Here is a 19,237-nt window from a genome sequence, read left to right as displayed (position 1 = left end):
ACCGGTCACAGGGGATTTCGTTATGGCCCATCTTGCCTGGTTCGCCTTCTGGTCGCCGGCCCTGCTGCTGGTCCACGTTTTCGTGGGCTATCCGCTGGTGGTCTGGTGCCAGGCGCGACTGGCGCCACGTCCGGTGAATCGCGGTGCGGTGTCGTGCGCCATCACCGTGGTGATGGCGGTACACGATGGCGCACGGCACCTGCGCGAAAAGCTCGACAACCTGCGCGCGCTCGACTATCCGCAGGGCCGGATCGACATCGTGCTCGCCTGCGATGGTTGCACCGACGATACCGTTGCCATCGCCCGCCGCCATGCCGGTAGCGACCTCACCGTGCTGGTGTTCGACCAGCGCCGGGGCAAGGCCGCATGCCTCAACGACGCCGTGGCGAAAGCCTCGGGCGACCTGCTGCTGTTCACGGATGTCCGCCAGCGTCTGTCGCCGTCGGCGGCACGGGAGCTGGCCGCAAGTTTCGCCGATGCTGGCGTGGGCGCCGTGGGTGGCGAACTGCAGATGGAAAACGTGCGCGGCGGCTTTGCCCAGGGCGTGGACTTCTACTGGCGCTACGAGAAAGCCATACGCCATGCGGAGAGCCTGTCCGGCTCCATGATCGGCGTCAGTGGCGCGCTGTATGCCATGCGTCGCCACCTGTTCCGCCCGCTGCCCGAAGGTACGGTACTCGACGACGTACTCATACCGATGCGCGTCGCCGCACAAGGCTATCGCGTGGTCTTCGAGCCGCGTGCCATCGCCTGGGACCAGCCGTCGACCCACCCCGAACAGGAGCGCCGCCGCAAGATCCGCACGCTGGCCGGCAATTACCAGCTGGTGCAGCTTGCGCCCTGGCTGTTGTCTCCCGCCGCCAATCCACTGTGGTTCCGCTTCGCCAGCCATAAGCTGCTGCGCCTGCTGGCCCCCTGGCTCATCGTACTCATGACCCTGGCAAGCGCCGCGCTGTCCACCCGCCATCCCATGTATGCGCTGACCTTCTGCGCCATCGTGGTATCCGCCGTGCTGGTGGGCGTTGCCATGCTGGCACCGGCGCTGGGCCGGCGTTTTCCGCTGCGCATCGCGCTGGCGTTCTTTTATCTCAACCTTTTCGCGGCGCAGGCCCTGCTCGCGTTCGCGCGTAACCGAAGGCTGCACCTATGGTGATCGACATGGAACGACGAGGCGCCCCAGGCATCCGTGGCCGGCTAGGCCAGTTGTGTTATTCCAGCGGCCTGCTGCATCCGCTGCAACGCGTGCGCGCGTGGTGGCACCGCGACCTGCGCATCCTGGCCTATCACCGGGTGATGCCGTTGCCCGATCCGGACCGCTACGGCTTCGACATGGAGCTGATCAGCACGCCACCGGACGAATTCCGCGAACAGATGACACGACTGAAACGTCACTTCCGCCCTCTACGGCTGACCGACGTGATCGCCGCACTGGATGCGGGCGAAGTGCTGCCGCCCGACTCCGTGGCGGTGACCTTCGATGATGGTTACGACGACAACTACCATGTCGCGGCGCCCATTCTTGAAGAACTGGGTGTTCCGGCCACGTTTTTCGTATCCACGGGACACATCGACAGCGGCCGGCCCTACGCCTATGACTGGCTCGTCCACATGATCCTGGTCACGCCCTCGCCGCGCCTGGTGCTGCCCGAGCTGGGCATCGACGTCATGCTGCCGAAGGAGCGCTCCCTGCGCCGCCGCCTTGCGGGCAAGGTCCTGCTGCGCATGAAATGGCTCGATGCCGAAGCCCAGACGGCGATGACCGAGCGCCTTGAGGCGGAATGGAACATGTCGTCACGCCATGCGCGTCCGGTGGAGTGCCGCCCCATGACATGGCAGCAGGTGCGCGAGATGGAATCGGCCGGCCTGGAAATCGGCTCTCACGGCGTGCATCACCGCATGCTCGCACGCCTGCCGCTGGACGAGATGGAGCGCGAGATCCGCGAATCGAAAGCCACGCTGGACCGGGAGCTTGCCCGCCCGGCCGTGCTGATGTCCTATCCGGTCGGCGGGGATCGTGCCTATAACGATGCGGTGATCTCCGCCACGCGCCAAGCGGGCTTCCAGCTTGCCTGCAGCTACATCTGCGGCACCAACCCGGAGCCCTCGGAAAATCGTTACTCGCTTTATCGCCTGCCGGTGGAGAGCAACATGGGCCCTGGCTGGTTCGCCGCCATGCTCGCGCTGCCCCAGCTGATGAGCTATCCCACCGCCGCCCATGAAGCACAGGGTCCGCAGGCACAGCCATGTTTCCCCTGATCCTCCTGTACGTGGTGCTCACCATCATCCGGCCGCAGGACTATGTGGCCGGACTCGAAACCGTGCCCATCCTGCCCGCCGTGCTGCTGCTGGCCTTCCTCGCCTGGGCCATCTCGCGCGAGAAGACGTTCGAGGCGCCGCAGTTCGTGATCCTGCCGGCCTTCCTGCTGGTACTGATGATCTCGGAAGTGACCAACGGCTGGACCGGCGGCGCGCTGGACGAACTGGCACGCTTCGGCCCTGTCGTGATCGCCTTTTTCGTCTTCGGTGCCGCGTGCACGACGCAACGGCGCGTTGCGATCGCCATGGCGGTGTTCGTGCTGTGCGCCTCGGTGCTTGCCCTGCACGGTGTCGAACAGGCGCGTACCGGCATGGGCTGGACAGGCATTCCCCTCGGCGACGGTAACCGTATCCAGTACGTGGGCATCTTCAACGACCCCAACGACCTGGGCCTGCTGTTCGCCGCCACCCTGCCCATGGCGATGTTCCTGGGCCGACCGGGGCGCGGGATCATGCGCTGCTTCTGGCTGGGCTGCGCCGTGCTGCTGCTCTACGGCACCTACCTCACCAATTCACGCGGCGCCCTGCTGGCCGTGCTGGTGGTGGCGGGCTGCTATGTCTGGTACCGGCGTGGCGTCGTCGTGGCGGGCATGCTGGGGGTGCTGGGTCTTGCCGCCATGAAGCTGGTGTCTTCGCGCATGGAAGAGCTGGATGCCGGCGAGGAATCGGCGGCCGGTCGTGTCGATGCATGGTATGCCGGCCTGGAAATGTTCCGCGATCACCCGGCCTTCGGCGTCGGCGCGGGCAACTTCACCGAGTACAACGAACTGACCGCACACAACTCCTTCGTCCTCGTGCTGGCGGAAACCGGTTTCATCGGCTTCATGGTCTGGCTCGCTTTCGTGGGTTATGGCTTTCTCATGATGCTGAGCGTGATCCGCCATCCGCCTGCCGAGGTGGGTCCGGCGTGGGTGGCGGAACGCCAGATGGCACTCACCCTGCTGCTGTCGCTGTGCGGGCTGTTTGCCGCAGCCTTCTTCCTCAGCCGCAGTTACATGGTGGTGCTCTACCTCATCGCTGCCATGGTCGCCGGCTACCACGTCGGCGCGCGCCGGCGCTGGCCGCATCTTCCCGTCTACCGCCTGGCCGACCACGGCTGGCGCTGGGTGCCCACCGCCGCAGGTGGCGTGGCCTTCATCTTCGTTCTTGTCGCCGTGCTGCTGCGAACCGTATGAGCGTCTACGAAACCGCTTTTCGCCATGTGATCTGGCCGGCCTACGAGCGGGGCCTGCGGCGGCGGGATACGCCGCAGCATATCCGTCGTTATGAACGCGACCAGTGGCTCGCCGCGGAGGACGTGACGGCCCTCCAGTTCGAGCGGCTGCACAAGCTCGTGCACTGGTGCTATCGCGAAGTGCCGTATTACCAGAGGCGCTGGAATGCGCTGGGCATCACCCCGTTCGATATCCGCAGCCCCGGGGACATCCAGAAGCTGCCTGTACTGACCAAGGCCGATATCCGCGAAAACTTCGAAGACCTCAAGGCGACCTCCCTGAAGGACACGCTCGGATACAAGGCAACCGGTGGCTCCACCGGTGAGCCGCTGCGTTTCGGATTCACCCGCGAAAGCAACGACCGGCGGGTTGCCGTGATGTGGCGTGGCTACGGCTGGGCCGGCTCACGTATGGGCCGGCGCACGCTGTTCCTTTGGGGTGGTGCCGTGGGCAACCCCAGCCTGGGCCATCGGCTGAAAGATCGTGTCTACAACAGCCTGTTCGCCCGTCGCATGCTCGACAGCTTCCCCATGACCGAAGCCAACATGGCCAGCTACGCGGATGCCATCGATCGCTGGCGTCCGGAGGTGATCGTCGGCTATGTCGGGCCACTGGTGCGCCTGGCGGAATGGCTTCTCGCCACTGGGCGGAAGATTGTCCGGCCCGCCTCCATCATCGGTGCCGCGGAAGCCCTGCATCCGTTCCAGCGCGAGCTGATCGAACGCGCTTTCGGCGCCCCGGCCTTCAATACCTACGGCTGCCGGGAGTTCATGCTGATCGCCTCCGAGTGCGAACACCGCGACGGCCTGCACGTGAATGCCGATCACCTCGTCGTGGAAACCCTCGATGCGCATGGCAACTCAGTGCAGGGCACCAGCGGCGAGGTGGCCATCACCGACCTGTTCAACTACGGCATGCCCTTCATCCGCTACGTCAACGGCGACATGGCCACCCGCGAACACCGCCAGTGCGCGTGCGGTCGTGGCCTGCCCCTGCTGGCCTCCGTAGACGGCCGCAAGCTCGATGCCATCCGTACGCCGGACGGGCACATCCTGCCCGGCGAATTCTTCCCGCACATGCTGAAGGACGTACCCGGCCTGACCCGCTTCCAGCTCGTGCAGCGCCAGCTGGATCGCCTTGACCTGTCCATCGTGCGCGGTCGTGAATTCGACGATGCCTCGCTCGAATACATCCATCGCGAGGTCGCCAGGGTGCTGGGAACCAGCGCGACCCTGCACTGCCATTTCGTGGACGACATTCCGCTCACCCGCAGCGGCAAGCTCCGCGTCACCGTCTCGGAGCTGACGCCGTGAACATCACGCACTTCGTGGAAAACCTCAATCGCGGCGGCCTGGAGCGCATGGTGCTCGATCTGGCGAAGACGCAGCAGGCGCGCGGCGAACATGTACAAGTCGTCTGCCTTTACGAGAAAGGCTCGCTGGCCCGCGAGCTGGAAGCCCTTGGCATTCCTGTCCACGCCTGCGGCAAGCGCGATGGCATCGACCTGCGCGCCATCGGCCGCGCGCGGGCGCATCTGGTGGCCCATCGCACCGAAGTACTGCACACCCATAACGTCGTCGCCCATTACCAGGCCGTGCTGGCGAGCCTGGGCATGGGTATCCGCCAGGTGGTCAATACACGTCATGGCATGGGGGCCAATCGCAAGCCCGGGCGGCGCGAATGGCTGTTCCGCCGTGCACTGCGTGCCACGGATGCCGTGGTGGCCGTCTGCGAGGCGGCACGTCGCGATGCCGTGGAGCGGGGCATCGTTCCGGCGGCGAAGACCTGCGTGGTGCCCAACGGCATCGTGGTCGATCGCTTCGACGTGGCCTCCGATACCATGCACGAGCGTCTGGCCCGGCTCATCAACGTCGCGCCCGGCACGCGCATCATCGGCACCGTGGGCCGGCTCAACTGGACCAAGGACCAGGCCAGCCTCATCCGCGCTTTCCGTATCGTGCGCCGTAACCGGCCCGATACAGCCCTGGTGCTGGTGGGCGACGGCGAACTGCGCGAGGCGCTGCGCACCTGTGCCTTCGACGAGGGCGTGGCCGGCAGCGTGCACTTCCTCGGCGACCGTGACGATGTCTGCCAGCTGCTGCAGGGGCTGGATCTGTTTGCCCTGTCTTCCGTGACCGAGGGCTATTCCATGGCCCTGCTGGAAGCCTGTGCCACGGCACTGCCCATTGTTGCCACGGATGTGGGCGGCAACGGTGAAATCGTGCGTGACCGGCGCACCGGCCGGCTCGTACCACCCGCGGACCCTATACGCTTCGCCGAGGCCATGCTGGAGCTGCTGGATTCCTCACGACACGCTTCCGGCATGGGTCACGAGGCGCGCGCCTGGGTCGAAACCCATGGTTCGCTCGATACCATGGCGGAGCGTTACGGTCGTCTCTATTTCGGTGGCGTGGAGGGCTTCGCATGAAAGTGCTCGTCGTCACCAACCTGTTTCCCACGCCATGGGACCTGCGTCGCGGCGCCTTCAATCGCCAGCAGTTCCAGCGGCTGGGGGAGCGCCACGACGTGCATGTGCTCACCGCGGTCGATTTTCGAGAGCGCAAGGGGCCTGCCCGTCACGTCGTGCGCGTGCCTGGTGTCGTCGCACGGCATTTCACGTTCTGGCATCCGCCCGGCATCGGCCGCTTCCTCAATGCGCTGTGCTTCCTGCTGTGCGTCCTGTGGCAGCACGGCAGGCGACTGCGTTCGGAAGGCTACGACGTGCTGCTGGCGAGCTGGGCCTTTCCCGATGCCGTCGCCGGCGGCTGGCTGGCCCGCTGGCTGGGCATCCCGTATCTCGCGAAAGTGCACGGCAGCGATCTCAACATACAGGCCGAGGCGACGCTACGCCGGCCCCAGGTACGGCATGCGCTTCAGCAGGCCGGCATGGTGATCACCGTGAGCCGCGCGCTGGCCGACAAGGCGGCGGCCCTGGGCGTGAGTCCCGAGCGGATCGTCACCCTCTACAACGGCGTGGATACCCGCCTGTTCCAGCCGGGCGACCGCATCGCGGCACGCCGCCGCCTTGGCCTGCCGCCGGAAGTGCCGATCGTGCTCTACGTCGGCAACCTGAAAGCAAGCAAGGGCTGTCACGACCTTATCCGTGCATTCCCTACGCTGGTCACGCGACATCACGATGCGCGCCTGGTCTATGTGGGCGACGGCCCGGATCGCACCAGCCTGGAAAGCCTTGCCAGCACCTTGTGCAGCGCGCCCGCCGTGCGCTTCGCCGGAGCCGCGGACCATGCCGCCCTCGTCGACTGGTTCCGTGCGGCGGACGTATTGTGCCTGCCCAGCCACAACGAAGGCGTGCCCAACGTCGTGCTGGAAGCCATGGCCTGCGGCACGCCCGTGGTGGCGACCGCCGTGGGCGGTATCCCTGAAATCCTTCCTACCCATGCAGGCATCCTCGTCCCACCGCATGAGCCGCGGGAGCTGGCCCTGGCCCTGGTCGCATCGCTGGACCGGCACTACGACAACGCAGCCATCGCGGCGCACGCCGCCGGCTTCCGCTGGGATGACAACATCGATCGGCTCGAACAGGCGCTGGCACAGGTCCTCGGCGAAGCCCGTGCACACCTGAGGGCCAACGCATGATCCGCCGACCCAAGAAACACGAACTGCTGGCCCTGCTGCCCGACACCCTCGTACTGACCCGCACCCGCGATGCAGCGCTGCGCTACCTCAGCTTCGACGACGGCCCGGACCCGGAACACACGCCACGCCTGCTCGACACGCTCGCGCGCCATGGGGTGAAGGCCAGCTTCTTCCTCGTCGGCGAAAAGATCGCCGCGCATCCGGGCATCGTCGAGCGCATCGTCGCCGAGGGCCATATGGTGGGAAACCACTCCTACAGCCACTGGTCCTTCAGCAACATGGACATCGGCGCGCAGCTGGACGAGATCTATAAAACCGATGCGCTGCTGCGCCGTTTCGACGACCGCCCACACCATCGCATGCGCCCGCCGCATGGCTACGTCGGGCCGCGCCTGCTCATGCATTTCGCCAGGGAAAAGCGCAGCCTGGTGTACTGGTCGTACGACAGCCTCGATTACCAGGATCGCCCGGTCAGCAGCCTTATATCCCGCCTGCTCGACGAGCCGCCAGCGCCGGGTGACATCGTGCTGATGCATGACGACAGCGACAAGGCAGCCGAGGCGCTCGATGTGGTGCTGCCGCGCTGGCTGGCCCAGGGCATGCGCTTCGCGGCCCTGCCGGGAAATGCGCCATGAACATCCTCTATCACCACCGCACTCGCGGCCGGCACGTCGAAGGCGTGCATATCCGCGGGATCGTGCATGCCCTGCGCGAACTGGGACATCGCGTGGAAGTGATGTCGTTTCCCGGCGCCGATCCCGAGAAGGAAACCGAAGCTGCCGCGTCCGGCGGCGGCAAGGGACGCCTGGCCGGCATGGTGACCCGCTTTCCCGGCATCGTCTTCGAGTTGTTCGAACTGATCTACAACGCCGTGACGCTGGTCCGCATGGCCCGGGCGTGGCGGCGTGGCGCGCCGGCGCTGATCTATGAGCGCTACTCGCTGTTCCTGTTCGCCACCATCTGGCTGGCCCGTCGCCGGGGCATTCCCATCGTGCTCGAAATCAACGACTCGGCGCTCGTCGACCGCGTGCGTCCGCTGACGATGAAGCGCCTTGCGGCACGCATCGAGGGCTGGTGCCTGCGTCACGCCACCGGCCTGGTCTTCATCTCCACCTGGTTCCGCGACAAGGCCATCGAGGCTTACGGCCAGATCGCCCCCTCGGTGGTCTCGCCCAATGCCGTGGACCTTCCGCGTTTCGACCCCGCGCGCTTCGACCGTGATGCCTTGCGACGTGAGCGCGGACTGGAAGGACGGACGGTCTGTGGCCACATCGGTGCCTTTGCCCACTGGCATGGCATGGATGCCTTCGTCGAAGCCATTGCCAACCGGCTGGCCGAAGCGCCGGAACTGGCCCTGGTTTTCGTCGGGGATGGCAAGACCCTGCCCGCCGTTCGTGAACTGGTTGCCGCGCGGGGGCTTTCCGGGCGGGTGCTGCTGCCGGGTCGTGTCCCGCATGACGAGATCGCCAGCTGGATCGCCTGCATGGACTATGCCGTCCTGCCGAATTCCAATCACTACGGCTCTCCCATGAAACTGTTCGAGTTCATGGGCATGGGGGTGGCGGTGGTCGCGCCGGACTATGCGCCGGTGGCGGAGGTGATCGCCGATGGTCGTACCGGCTGGCTGTTCCCCCATGGCGATGCCGCTGCCTGCGTAGAGCGGGTGCTGGCCCTGGCTGCCCATGACGACGAACGGCGGCGCGTGGGCGCTGCTGCCCGCGATTACATCGCCAGTGAAAGGCAATGGCGCAACAACGCCGAGCAGTTGCTGACCCTGGTACCGAACGGAGCACCGGCATGATCGCCATCGCCGCCCTTGTCCTGCTCGCCTGCCTGGCGATCGCCGTCACGGTCGCTATCCGCGTGCGCAACATGCAGTACTGGCTGTGGGGTTACCTGACCCGGCGCAAGCCACCGAAGGTGGAAGGCCCCATCCATGTGCTGTTCTGCTTCGTGGACCATTTCGAGCCGAACTGGGGGCGCGTGGACCTGCCGACCCAGCGGGCGCGCGTCGATCGCTGGTGTCGTGACTATCGCAGCATGGCATCGCGCCATCGCGATGCCGACGGGCGAATGCCGCAGCACTGCTTTTTCTATCCGGAGGAAGAGTACGTCCCCGAGCACCTGGACAAGCTCCAGGCGCTTTGTGCCGATGGGTATGGCGAAATCGAGATCCACCTGCACCATGACAATGACACGCCGGAAAACTTCGTCGCCACGGTCGACCGCTTCAACCGGCTGCTGCACGAACGGCACGATGCGCTTCCACGCGACCCGGTGACGGGTCAGCTGCGTTTTGCGTTCATCCATGGCAACTGGTGCCTGGACAATTCCCGCGCCGACGGCCGCTGGTGCGGCATCAACAACGAGCTGGTGCTGTTGCGCGAGCTGGGTTGCTATGCCGATTTCACCCTGCCGTCCGCGCCAAGCGAAACGCAGACGGCGATGTCCAATGCCATTTACTACGCCACGGACGATCCGCATCGCCCGAAGTCACACAACAAGGGTGTGCCGATGCGTGTGGGTGGCAAGGCCAGTGGCGATCTGCTGATCATCCAGGGGGTGCTTGGGCTCAACTGGAAAAACCGGCGCTTCGGTATCATTCCGCGCATCGAGAATTCCGACATCCGCCGCGGCTGTCCACCTACCCGTGACAGGGTGGATCAGTGGGTGAATACGGGTATCCATGTGGAAGGTCGTCCTGAGTGGGTTTTCATCAAGGTGCATACCCATGGCACGCAGGAGCGCGACATGGATACCCTTCTGGGTCAGCCCGTGGATGACATGCACGATTACCTGGAGTCGCGGTACAACGACGGTCAACGCTACGTGCTCCATTACGTCACCGCCCGCGAGATGTACAACATCGCGAAGGCGGCAGAAGCGGGCCGCACCGGTAACCCGGGCCAATACCGCGACTTCGAGCTGGGCCCACCCGGTCGCGACATATCCAGAACCCACACCTCCGCCGCCACCGCCTGACCCCCTCACGTCGTCCCTGCGAAAGCAGGGGCCCAGTGCGGTGCCATCGGTTTTCGGCTGAGGGTCACCTGCACACAAGCCGATGTGGCGTGGCGGTGTTTACTGGTGAACCGGGGCGCTGGGTTCCTGCGTTCGCAGGAACGACGGGTTGCGAGATTGCATTTCCCTTCCTACCCCTCACGTCGTCCCTGCGAAAGCAGGGACCCAGTGCGGTGCAATAGGTTTTTGCGGCGGTGCCACCTACACACAAGCCGATGAAACGTGGCAGTGTTTACTGGTGAACCAGGGCGCTGGGTTCCTGCGTTCGCAGGAACGACGGGTTGCGAGGTTGCAGCTCCCCTCCTACCCCCTCACGTCGTCCCTGTGAAAACAGGGACCCAGTGCGGTGCAATCGGTTTTCGCCAGAGGGTTACCTACACACGAGCCGATGTAGCGTGGCGGTGTCTACTGGTGAACCAGGGCGCTGGGTTCCTGCTTTCGCAGGAACGACGGGCTGCGAGATGGCGGTTCCCCACCTACCCCTCACGTCGTCCCTGTGAAAACAGGGACCCAGTGCGGTGCGGTGGGTTTTCGCCAGAGGGTTACCTACACACGAGCCGATGTGGCGTGGCGGTGTCTACTGGTGAACCGAGGCACTGGGTTCCTGCTTTCGCAGGAACGACGGGGTGATGGTTTACAAGTCGTATGTTGCCGTCACCATGTAGTTGCGTGGTGCGCCATACATACCTTGCGTGTAGAAGCCGATCTGCTGGTAATACTTCTTGTCCAGCAGGTTGTCCGCGTTGAACTGCATCGAGAAACGATCGTTGAAGCGGTACCGGGCAAGCGCGCTCACCAATGCATAGGCCGGCTGGGTGGCCCGTACCGGATTCCCCAATGGACCCTTGATCGCCGTGTAGTTGCTGCTCTGCCAGTTCACGCCACCGCCCACGGTGAGCCCGCGCAGGCTACCGGGCAGGTCATATGTGGAGAGCAGCTTGATTGACGTACGCGGCTGCGCCGTATTCACGTCCGCGCCAGATGCATCCTTTGCCGTGTAATGCGACACACCGAACGTCGCATTCCAGCCCGTTGCCAGCTCGCCGCTCAACTCGGCCTCGTAACCCTTGGTCGTGGTTCCCTTCGCCGCACGATAGGCCTGGTTCGTGGTGCCGGGCACCATGTAATTGGCATCCGGCTGGCCCAGGTTGTCCTGCTTCACGTCGAACACGGCCACAGACGCATTCAGGCGACCGCCAAGCCACGCCGCCTTCATGCCCAGTTCGTAGTTCTTACCGGTGACAGGATCGAGGTAACGGCCATTCCTGTCCTGGTACGACTGCGGATTGAAGATATCCGTATAGCTCAGGTAGGCCGAATACGTATCGTTGAACGACCAGACCAGGCCCGCATACGGCGTGAACACCTTGCGATTGAACCGGTACACGCTGCCATACGACCACTGGTCGGTGCGCCAGCCACTGTACCGACCGCCCACGATCAGCTTCAACGGGTCGGCCAGCGAAAAGCGCAGTGCCGTATATAGCCCCGTCTGTCGCGTCGTCATCGTATTGGTACGGTACGGCGCGCCCCATGCGGGCCTCGGGAAGTTCCCGTCCCACGCATAGAAATTACCCACGCCAGGCAGATCAGCGCTCGGATGCGCATCCGTATCGCCCGACTGCTGGTTCACGCTCCAGCCAATCACCGCTTCATGATCGCGTCCCCATAGCTGGAACGGGCCATTGGCGTACAGGTCAAGACTGTTCTGCTGACGCCCGCCCAGATACCACGCAGGAAATACCGTCATGCCCAGGCCCGTACGGCGATCCGGATAACCAGAAACGAAAAGCAGCTTCGCATCGTAGTCGTTGCTTGAATGGCTCGCGTTGGCTCGCAAGGTCCAGTCAGCCCCCAGGCCCTGGGTAAGCGTCGCAAAAGCGGTTTTCGCCGTCGAAGCCCAGCTCGACCACTTCGCCGCCGTGGTTACCGAACGAGAAAAATCCGTGGAGCCGCCATCGGCATAGAAGATCGGCGTACCACCCCAGGTCACGGCACGCGGAATCACTCGCTGATAGGTATAGCCCACGCTGAGCAAGGTATCCGGACCCAGGTCGGCATCCAGCGTGGCGTAGATCAGCTTCTTCTTGTTGCTGTAGAAACGCATGTACGAATCGCGATCCTGGTACACCCCCACGACGCGCGCACGCACGCTGCCGCTGCGATTGAGCGGCGTGGACGCATCCGCGGTAACGCGACGGTTGTTCCACGAACCGTAACCGGCCGATACGCTCGCCGTGGGCTCCGTGGCATTGGCATGCTTGCGCACGAGGTTTACCGATGCCGACGGATTGCCAGCACCCGTCAGCAGGCCCGTGGCACCGCGCACCACTTCCACGCGGTCATAAATCGCCGTATCCGATGCCGCATCGCCGGCGTTGTACGTGTCATCGACCGTGGTCGGGATGCCGTCGTACTGATAGCTGTTGATCAGGAAACCACGCGAATAGAAGCTGATGCGCTCGCTGTCGTAGCTGTTCGACGAGATGCCCGTGGTGCCGGCGAGCACGTCGGACAGCGACTGCATGTTGCTGTCGTCCAGCCGCTGGCGGGTGATGACGCTGACCGACTGCGGCGTGTCCTTGATCGACAGCGGCAGGCGCGTGGCCGCTGCCGTGATCCGCGTGGTGTACGAGCCGGTTCCCTCGGTCGTCTCCTTTTCCGCTGCCGCGTTCACCTGCATGCCTTCCAGGCGGGTGGCCGTGTCGCGACGGGCCTTGCGGGTCGTGTCGTCCGTGTCGGTATCCCCTGCATGGACGATACCGGGCACAGCGAGTGCGCCCATGGCGAAGACAAAGAGCAAGCGTCGCCCGGACGAAATGTCCGTGCGGGTGAAGGAAACGGCAGCCATGGGGCAGACCCTGAAGAAAGTGTGACTAAATGATAACGATTCCCATTTATATTCGAAAGCCCTTGCGCCTTGAAGCATCTCCCCCTGACAGGGGATGGTCGCCGTGATCCGCCAGGCGCTACCATTCGCACCATGCGCCGCTTCCGCCTCAATCGCCGTAAACGCCTGCTCACGATCGGGCTGGCGTTGTTCTGCCTGCTGTTCCAGCAGCTGGCACTGGCGGCGTATGCGTGTTCGCCCGCTGCGGCGAATGCCATGGCGATGCAGGGCGAGTGTGCGCAGATGAGCGCGCCGTCCCGGCAGGCGCCGGACCCGGCTTGCACCTCGCATTGCGCGGACCACAGCGTTTCGCCGTCCACGGCGCAGCTCCCCTCCCTGCCACCGCTCGCACTGCCGGCCATGCCGCCAGTGCTCGAAGGCAGCATCGCGCTGGCACCCGAAAGCCAGCCCCTGCCCGATCCCACGTTCCAGCGCCCCGAGCCACCGCCGGCGCTGCGCTTCTGTAGCCTGCTGATCTAGCCCCCGGTCGATGCCGTTAGCGACCGCGCATGCGTGCGCGGCGTTGTCCCGTATCCGACCGGAGTCATCCCATGTTTCCCCTTTCCCCGCGATCCGGCACCGTGCCGGTTCGCTTCCTCCGCGCATGCTGCGCGGCGGTGCTGGCCTGTCTTGCCGTGCCAATGGCCACGGCAGGCACGCTCAGTCTCTCCACCGCGACCGACCTCGCGGTGCAACGCACACCCTTGCTCGATGCCCGTCGCGACCAGGCGGAATCCACGCGCCAGGAAGCCCTGCGTGCCGGCGCCCTGCCCGATCCCCAGCTCAGTGTCGGCATCGACAACCTCGCCGTCCAGGGGCGCGGCGCCTTCACCGCCGGTGGCGACGACATGACCATGCGCACGGTGGGCATCACCCAGGTGCTGCCCTCGTCCGCCAAACGCCAGGCCCAGCGCGAGGAAGCGCGGGCACGCATCGATGTCGCCGACGCAGACACCCAGGCCACCGGCCTGCTCGTGCGCAGGCAGGCCGCCGAAGCGTGGATCGGCGTCTCCGAGGCCCAAGGCGAACTTGCGGCGCTGGACGCCATGCGCCGCTCGCTGAACGCGGATGTCGATGTCGCGCAGGCACGCCTGCGCGGCGGCGGCAGCGCCAACGACGTGCTCGCCGCCAGGGCGGGTGCGCTCGACATCGAGAACCGCATGGACGCTGCCCGCGGAAAGCTCGCCCAGGCGCGCGCGCAACTGGTGCGTTGGCTGGGTGACGAAGGCCGTGACGAGCTGGCCGGCGATCCGGACTTCGCGACGTTGCCCAGCAGCGAGAAAGACTTGCTCGGCCGTCTCGACGAGCAGGCCGCGCTGCTGGGCTGGACGCCGCGCGAGCGGGCGGCCGACGCCGCGCTTGCCAGCGCCCGTGCCGATAAGCATCCCGACTGGAGCATCGGCGCCAGCTATGGCTCGCGTGTGCGTGGCCTGTCCGACATGGTGTCGTTGCAGGTCGGCGTGAGCCTGCCGTTGTTCACCCGCAACCGCCAGGATCGCGGCATTTCCGCGCGAACGGCGGATGCGGATGCCGTGCGCGACGAGCATGAGGATGCACGCCGCGAGCAGAAGGCCATGGTGCAGTCCGCGCTGGAGAACTGGAAATCGCTGGGCGCCCAGCTGGAGCGCCACCACGGCAGCCTGCTGCCACTGGCCGACGACCGGGTGACGGTTGCGCTGGCGAGCTATCGCGGCGGCGGCGACATCCAGCCACTGCTGCAAGCCCGGCGCGACGAACTCGCACTGCGTCTCGACGAAACGCGCCTGCGCGCCGACTACGGCCGCGCCTGGGCGGCCCTCGCCTTCCTGCTGCCGCAAGGAAACACCCCGTGAAGACTCTTCCCTTTCTGTTCCTCGTGACCACCGCCCTGGCCGCAGCCATCGCCGCCGGCTTCGTGGCCGGACGCCATGCAGATACCCCTGCGCCATCCGCGCCTGAAGCGGCAGGCAAGAAGATCCTTTACTGGTACGACCCCATGATCCCCGACCAGCATTTCCCCAAGGCGGGCCTGTCGCCGATGGGCATGGACATGGTGCCGCGTTATGCCGACGACGGTGATGGCGGAAGCGCCAGTGTGCGCATCGATCCTTCCGTTCGCCAGAACCTGGGCCTGCGCACGGCGCCCGTGATCAGGCGTCACCTGGTGCAGCGCATCGACGTGCCCGCCACCGTGGCATGGGATCTCACCGAATCGGTCACGGTGAGCGCACGTGCCGATGGTGTCGTGGATCGCCTGTTTACCGCCGCGCCGTCCACCATGGTCACGGCGGGCCAGCCGCTCGCCACGCTCGTATCGCCCGAATGGAACAGTGCGCTGGCGGAAAACGAAGCACTTCGTCATGTGCATTCGGACGATGCGCGCGCGCTGGCCGGTGCTTCGCGTGAACGTCTTGCCGCCCTTGGTCTCGATACCGGCGCCGTGCGCGGTGCAGGTCGCACGGGCGGCGCCACGTTGATCGCGCCGCGCGCAGGCGTACTGGCGACGGTCGATGTCCGCGAAGGACAGCGCGTGATCGCCGGCCAGACCCTCATGACCATTGCGGGGCTCGACCGGGTCTGGGTGGACGCATCGGTTCCGCAGGCATCCGCCGCACAGGTGATGGCCGGCATGCCCGTGACGGTTCGCGTGGATGGCATCGCCGAACCGTTCCACGCCACCGTCGACACCCTGCTGGCGATGGTCGATACCGACACCCGTACGCGACGCGCACGCATCGTGCTGCCCGATCCGCAGCATCGCCTCGCACCGGGCATGTTCGCGCACGTCACGATCGAGGCAACGGCGTCGACCGAACATCCCCTGGTGCCCGACGAAGCGCTGGTCGAAACCGGTGAGCAGGCACGCGTGATCGTGGACGACGGCGACGGGCGTTTTCGTCCGCAAGAAGTGCGCACCGGGCAGTCGTCCGGCGGCTATACCGAGATCGTCGACGGCTTGCAGGGCGACGAACGCGTGGTCGTGTCCGGTCAGTTCCTGCTCGATTCCGAAGCCAGCCTCTCCGGCAGCCTGCGTCGTCTCGATGCCCAGCCCACACCCGCGAAGGAGGCCAGCCCATGATTGCCCGCCTCATCCACTGGTCGATGGCTCATCGCCTCGTCGTGCTCGCGCTGGCGGCATTGCTGGCGGTGACCGGCATCGTCGCCCTGCACGAGACGCCGCTGGATGCGCTGCCGGACCTCTCCGATACGCAGGTGATCGTACGCACGAGCTGGGCCGGCCAGGCTCCGCAGACCGTGGAAGACCAGGTGACCTATCCCCTGGTGACCACGATGCTCTCCGTACCCGGTGCGCGTACCGTTCGCGGCTATTCGTTCTTCGGCGACTCCTACGTCTACATCCTGTTCGATGATCACACGGACCTCTACTGGGCCCGTTCGCGCGTGCTCGAATACCTGAGCCAGGTGCGCGACCGCCTGCCCGCCGGTGTGAATCCGTCGCTGGGGCCCGACGCCACCGGGCTGGGATGGATCTACGAGTACGCACTGGTGGACCGCACCGGCCACCACGACATCGGCCAGCTGCGCGCCCTGCAGGACTGGTTTCTGCGCTACCAGCTGAAAACCGTGCCCGACGTGGCCGAAGTCGCCAGCCTCGGCGGCATGGAGGCTTCGTGGCAGGTGGTGCCCGATCCCGCTCGCATGGCCGCGCGGCACATCGATACGGCCATGTTGCTGGCTGCCCTGCGCGATGCGAACGGCTCCAACGGTGGTTCGGTGATCGAACAGGGCGAGGCCGAAATGGTGGTGCGCAGTGAAGGTTATCTGCGTACACGGGACGATTTCGACGCCGTGCCCGTGGGACACGATGCCAACGGCATTCCCGTGCGCCTGGCCGACATCGCTACCGTGCGACGTGGCCCCGCCTTCCGTCGCGGCATTGCCGAACTGGACGGCCAGGGTGAGGTGGCCGGTGGCGTCGTGGTGCTGCGTTCGGGCAAGAACGCACGTGCCGCGATCGAAGCCGTGCGCGACAAGCTGGCCACGCTGCGACGCAGCCTGCCTCCGGGCGTGGACGTGGTGACCACCTACGACCGCTCCGGCCTCATCGATGCCGCGGTGGATAACCTGCGCGACAAGCTCATCGAGGAGTTCCTCGTCGTCGCGGTCGTCTGCGCCCTGTTCCTGGGGCATCTGCGCTCCACGCTGGTCGCGGTAGTGAGCCTGCCGCTGGGCGTGCTGGCGGCCTTTGCCGTGATGTACGTGCAAGGCGTGTCGGCCAACCTGATGTCGCTCGGCGGCATCGCCATTGCCATCGGCGCGATGGTCGATGCGGCCGTGGTGATGATCGAAAACACGCACAAACATCTGGAGCACTGGCGGGACGAACACGGCGGCGAGCCATCGGGCGAGCAGCGCTGGCAACTGGTGGCGGATGCCGCCGCGGAAGTCGGCCCCGCACTCTTCGTCAGCCTGCTGGTGATCGCACTTTCCTTCGTGCCAGTGTTCGCCCTCGAAGCGCAGGAAGGCCGGCTGTTCAAGCCGCTGGCCTTCACCAAGACCTATGCGATGGCCGCAGCCGCCGGACTGTCGGTGACCCTGGTGCCGGTGCTCATGGGCTATCTGGTGCGCGGACACATCCGTGCCGAACGCGACAATCCGCTCAACCGGGGGCTGACCGCCGTGTATCGCCCTCTGTTGCACAAGGCACTGGGCCACCCGAAAACCACGCTCGCCATGGCCTTGCTGCTGGTGGTCAGTGCGGCATGGCCGCTGTCGCGACTGGGACACGAGTTCCTGCCGCCCCTCGACGAGGGCACCCTGCTCTACATGCCCACGGCGTTGCCGGGCATATCGGCAGGCAAGGCGGCACAGCTGCTGCAACTCACCGACCGCATGATCAAGACGGTACCGGAAGTGGACCATGTCTTCGGCAAGGCCGGGCGTGCGGAAACCGCCACCGACCCCGCGCCGCTGGAGATGTTCGAGACCACCATCACCTTCAAGCCCCGCTCGCAATGGCGCCCGGGCATGACCATGGAAAAACTGAAGACCGAACTGGATCACGCGGTGAAGGTGCCTGGTCTTACGAATCTCTTCGTACCTCCCATCCGCAATCGCATCGACATGCTGGCCACGGGCATCAAGAGCCCCATCGGCATCAAGGTGCTGGGCACCGATACCGCCGCACTACAGGACGTGGCCGATCGCATCGAAGGCATCGCACGCAACGTGCCCGGCGTCACCTCGGCCATTGCCGAGCGCTCGGCGAGCGGGCGTTACGTGGATGTGGACGTGCGCAGGCAGGACGCCGCGCGCTATGGACTCACCCAGCGCGATATCCAGGAAACCATCGCCACCCTGGTCGGCGGCGATACGGTGGGACAGGTCGTGGACGGTCGCGAACGCTATCCGATCGTGGTGCGCTATGCCCGCCCGGACCGCGACTCCATCGCCGCGCTGCGCCAGCTGCCCATCGTGGCCCCGGGTGGCGCACAGCTCGTGCTCTCGCAAGTTGCCGACATCACGCTGCATGCCGGTCCGGTCATGCTGAAAAGCGAAGACGGCCAGCTGGCCAGCTATGTGTACGTGGACACCGATGGTCGCGATCTCGGGCGCACCGTCAGTGAGCTGCAACGGGCCGTCGGCACGCAGGTCACGCTGCCGGCCGGTGTCACCCTCGCCTGGTCCGGCCAGTACGAATACCTGGCGCGCGCCGGGGCACGACTGGCCTGGGTGATCCCTGCCGCGCTGCTGATCGTATTCGGGCTGATCCACGCCCTGTTCCGTCGCACGGGGGAAGCGTTGCTGATCATGACCAGCGTCCCGCTCGCCCTGGTGGGGGGACTCTGGCTGGTATTGTGGCTGGGACAGGCCATCTCCGTCGCCACCGTGATCGGCTTCGTGGCACTGGGAGGCGTGGCCGCCGAGTTTGGCGTGGTGATGCTGCTCTACCTGCGGCAGTCCTGGGAGCACGCCCATCGCGCGGACCCGGATGCCGGCTTTGACGTGCTCGATGCGGCCATCGTCCATGGCGCCGTGCAGCGCGTGCGGCCGAAGGCCATGACCGTGGCGGTAATCCTCGCCGGCCTGCTACCGATCCTGCTGGGTCACGGTGCCGGTTCGGAGGTGATGCAGCGCATTGCCGCGCCGATGATCGGTGGCATGGTCACCGCGCCCCTGCTGTCCATGCTGGTCTTGCCGGTGGCATGGCGCTGGCTGATGCGCCGACGCCTGCGCAGGGAGGCCCCCGGCACATGAT

14 protein-coding genes are annotated in these 19,237 nt (G+C 65.8%); 13 read left to right on the top strand and 1 reads right to left on the bottom strand.

What is annotated here, in order from left to right:
* The first annotated feature begins 22 nt into the window (after nt 1-22).
* From KR767_RS15930 to KR767_RS15890, 9 genes are read left to right on the top strand one after another with little or no spacing between them, the layout of a single operon-like run.
* Nucleotides 23-1,153, top strand: coding sequence for a glycosyltransferase family 2 protein (locus tag KR767_RS15930; RefSeq protein WP_250876964.1), 1,131 nt, complete (start codon nt 23-25; stop codon nt 1,151-1,153).
* 5 nt (nt 1,154-1,158) lie between these two features.
* Nucleotides 1,159-2,256 (top strand): polysaccharide deacetylase family protein, encoded by a 1,098-nt coding sequence (locus tag KR767_RS15925; RefSeq protein WP_250876963.1) that lies wholly within the window; start codon nt 1,159-1,161, stop codon nt 2,254-2,256.
* Nucleotides 2,244-3,491, top strand: coding sequence for an O-antigen ligase family protein (locus tag KR767_RS15920; protein WP_250876962.1), 1,248 nt, complete (start codon nt 2,244-2,246; stop codon nt 3,489-3,491). The genes KR767_RS15925 and KR767_RS15920 overlap by 13 nt, the downstream gene beginning before the upstream one ends.
* Nucleotides 3,488-4,843, top strand: coding sequence for a phenylacetate--CoA ligase family protein (locus tag KR767_RS15915; RefSeq protein ID WP_250876961.1), 1,356 nt, complete (start codon nt 3,488-3,490; stop codon nt 4,841-4,843). Before KR767_RS15920 ends, KR767_RS15915 begins: the two co-directional genes overlap by 4 nt.
* Nucleotides 4,840-5,958, top strand: a complete 1,119-nt coding sequence (locus KR767_RS15910; protein WP_250876960.1) for a glycosyltransferase — start codon at nt 4,840-4,842, stop codon at nt 5,956-5,958. Before KR767_RS15915 ends, KR767_RS15910 begins: the two co-directional genes overlap by 4 nt.
* On the top strand, nt 5,955-7,127 hold the full coding sequence (locus KR767_RS15905; protein WP_250876959.1) for a glycosyltransferase family 4 protein: 1,173 nt from the start codon (nt 5,955-5,957) through the stop codon (nt 7,125-7,127). The genes KR767_RS15910 and KR767_RS15905 overlap by 4 nt, the downstream gene beginning before the upstream one ends.
* Nucleotides 7,124-7,762, top strand: coding sequence for a polysaccharide deacetylase family protein (locus tag KR767_RS15900; protein WP_250876958.1), 639 nt, complete (start codon nt 7,124-7,126; stop codon nt 7,760-7,762). Before KR767_RS15905 ends, KR767_RS15900 begins: the two co-directional genes overlap by 4 nt.
* Nucleotides 7,759-8,928: a glycosyltransferase family 4 protein gene (locus KR767_RS15895; RefSeq protein ID WP_250876957.1), complete on the top strand. Its 1,170-nt coding sequence runs from the start codon at nt 7,759-7,761 to the stop codon at nt 8,926-8,928. The genes KR767_RS15900 and KR767_RS15895 overlap by 4 nt, the downstream gene beginning before the upstream one ends.
* Nucleotides 8,925-10,109, top strand: a complete 1,185-nt coding sequence (locus tag KR767_RS15890) for a hypothetical protein (RefSeq protein WP_250876956.1) — start codon at nt 8,925-8,927, stop codon at nt 10,107-10,109. Before KR767_RS15895 ends, KR767_RS15890 begins: the two co-directional genes overlap by 4 nt.
* A 673-nt stretch (nt 10,110-10,782) precedes the next feature.
* Here the strand turns inward: KR767_RS15890 and fhuE are convergent.
* Nucleotides 10,783-12,999 carry a ferric-rhodotorulic acid/ferric-coprogen receptor FhuE gene (gene fhuE / locus KR767_RS15885; protein ID WP_250876955.1) on the bottom strand — a complete coding sequence of 739 codons (2,217 nt, stop codon included), beginning with the start codon at nt 12,997-12,999 and terminating at the stop codon, nt 10,783-10,785.
* A gap of 132 nt (nt 13,000-13,131) precedes the next feature.
* Here fhuE and KR767_RS15880 point away from each other — a divergent pair, with 132 nt between their 5' ends.
* The 4 genes from KR767_RS15880 to KR767_RS15865 all read left to right on the top strand — a co-directional run bounded on the left by KR767_RS15880 (nt 13,132) and on the right by KR767_RS15865 (nt 19,236).
* Nucleotides 13,132-13,518 carry a hypothetical protein gene (locus tag KR767_RS15880; protein ID WP_250876954.1) on the top strand — a complete coding sequence of 129 codons (387 nt, stop codon included), beginning with the start codon at nt 13,132-13,134 and terminating at the stop codon, nt 13,516-13,518.
* 71 nt (nt 13,519-13,589) lie between these two features.
* On the top strand, nt 13,590-14,870 hold the full coding sequence (locus KR767_RS15875; RefSeq protein ID WP_250876953.1) for a TolC family protein: 1,281 nt from the start codon (nt 13,590-13,592) through the stop codon (nt 14,868-14,870).
* A complete protein-coding gene (locus KR767_RS15870) occupies nt 14,867-16,096 on the top strand; it encodes an efflux RND transporter periplasmic adaptor subunit (protein ID WP_250876952.1) in 1,230 nt (409 codons plus the stop codon). The genes KR767_RS15875 and KR767_RS15870 overlap by 4 nt, the downstream gene beginning before the upstream one ends.
* On the top strand, nt 16,093-19,236 hold the full coding sequence (locus KR767_RS15865) for an efflux RND transporter permease subunit (RefSeq protein WP_250876951.1): 3,144 nt from the start codon (nt 16,093-16,095) through the stop codon (nt 19,234-19,236). Before KR767_RS15870 ends, KR767_RS15865 begins: the two co-directional genes overlap by 4 nt.
* The last annotated feature ends 1 nt before the right edge of the window (nt 19,237 follow it).

The organism is Luteibacter anthropi (assembly GCF_023699965.1).
In the GTDB taxonomy this organism is placed as follows: domain Bacteria; phylum Pseudomonadota; class Gammaproteobacteria; order Xanthomonadales; family Rhodanobacteraceae; genus Luteibacter; species Luteibacter anthropi.
Note: the sequence above shows the minus strand (reverse complement) of the source record. Positions and strands in the feature narration are given on the sequence as shown.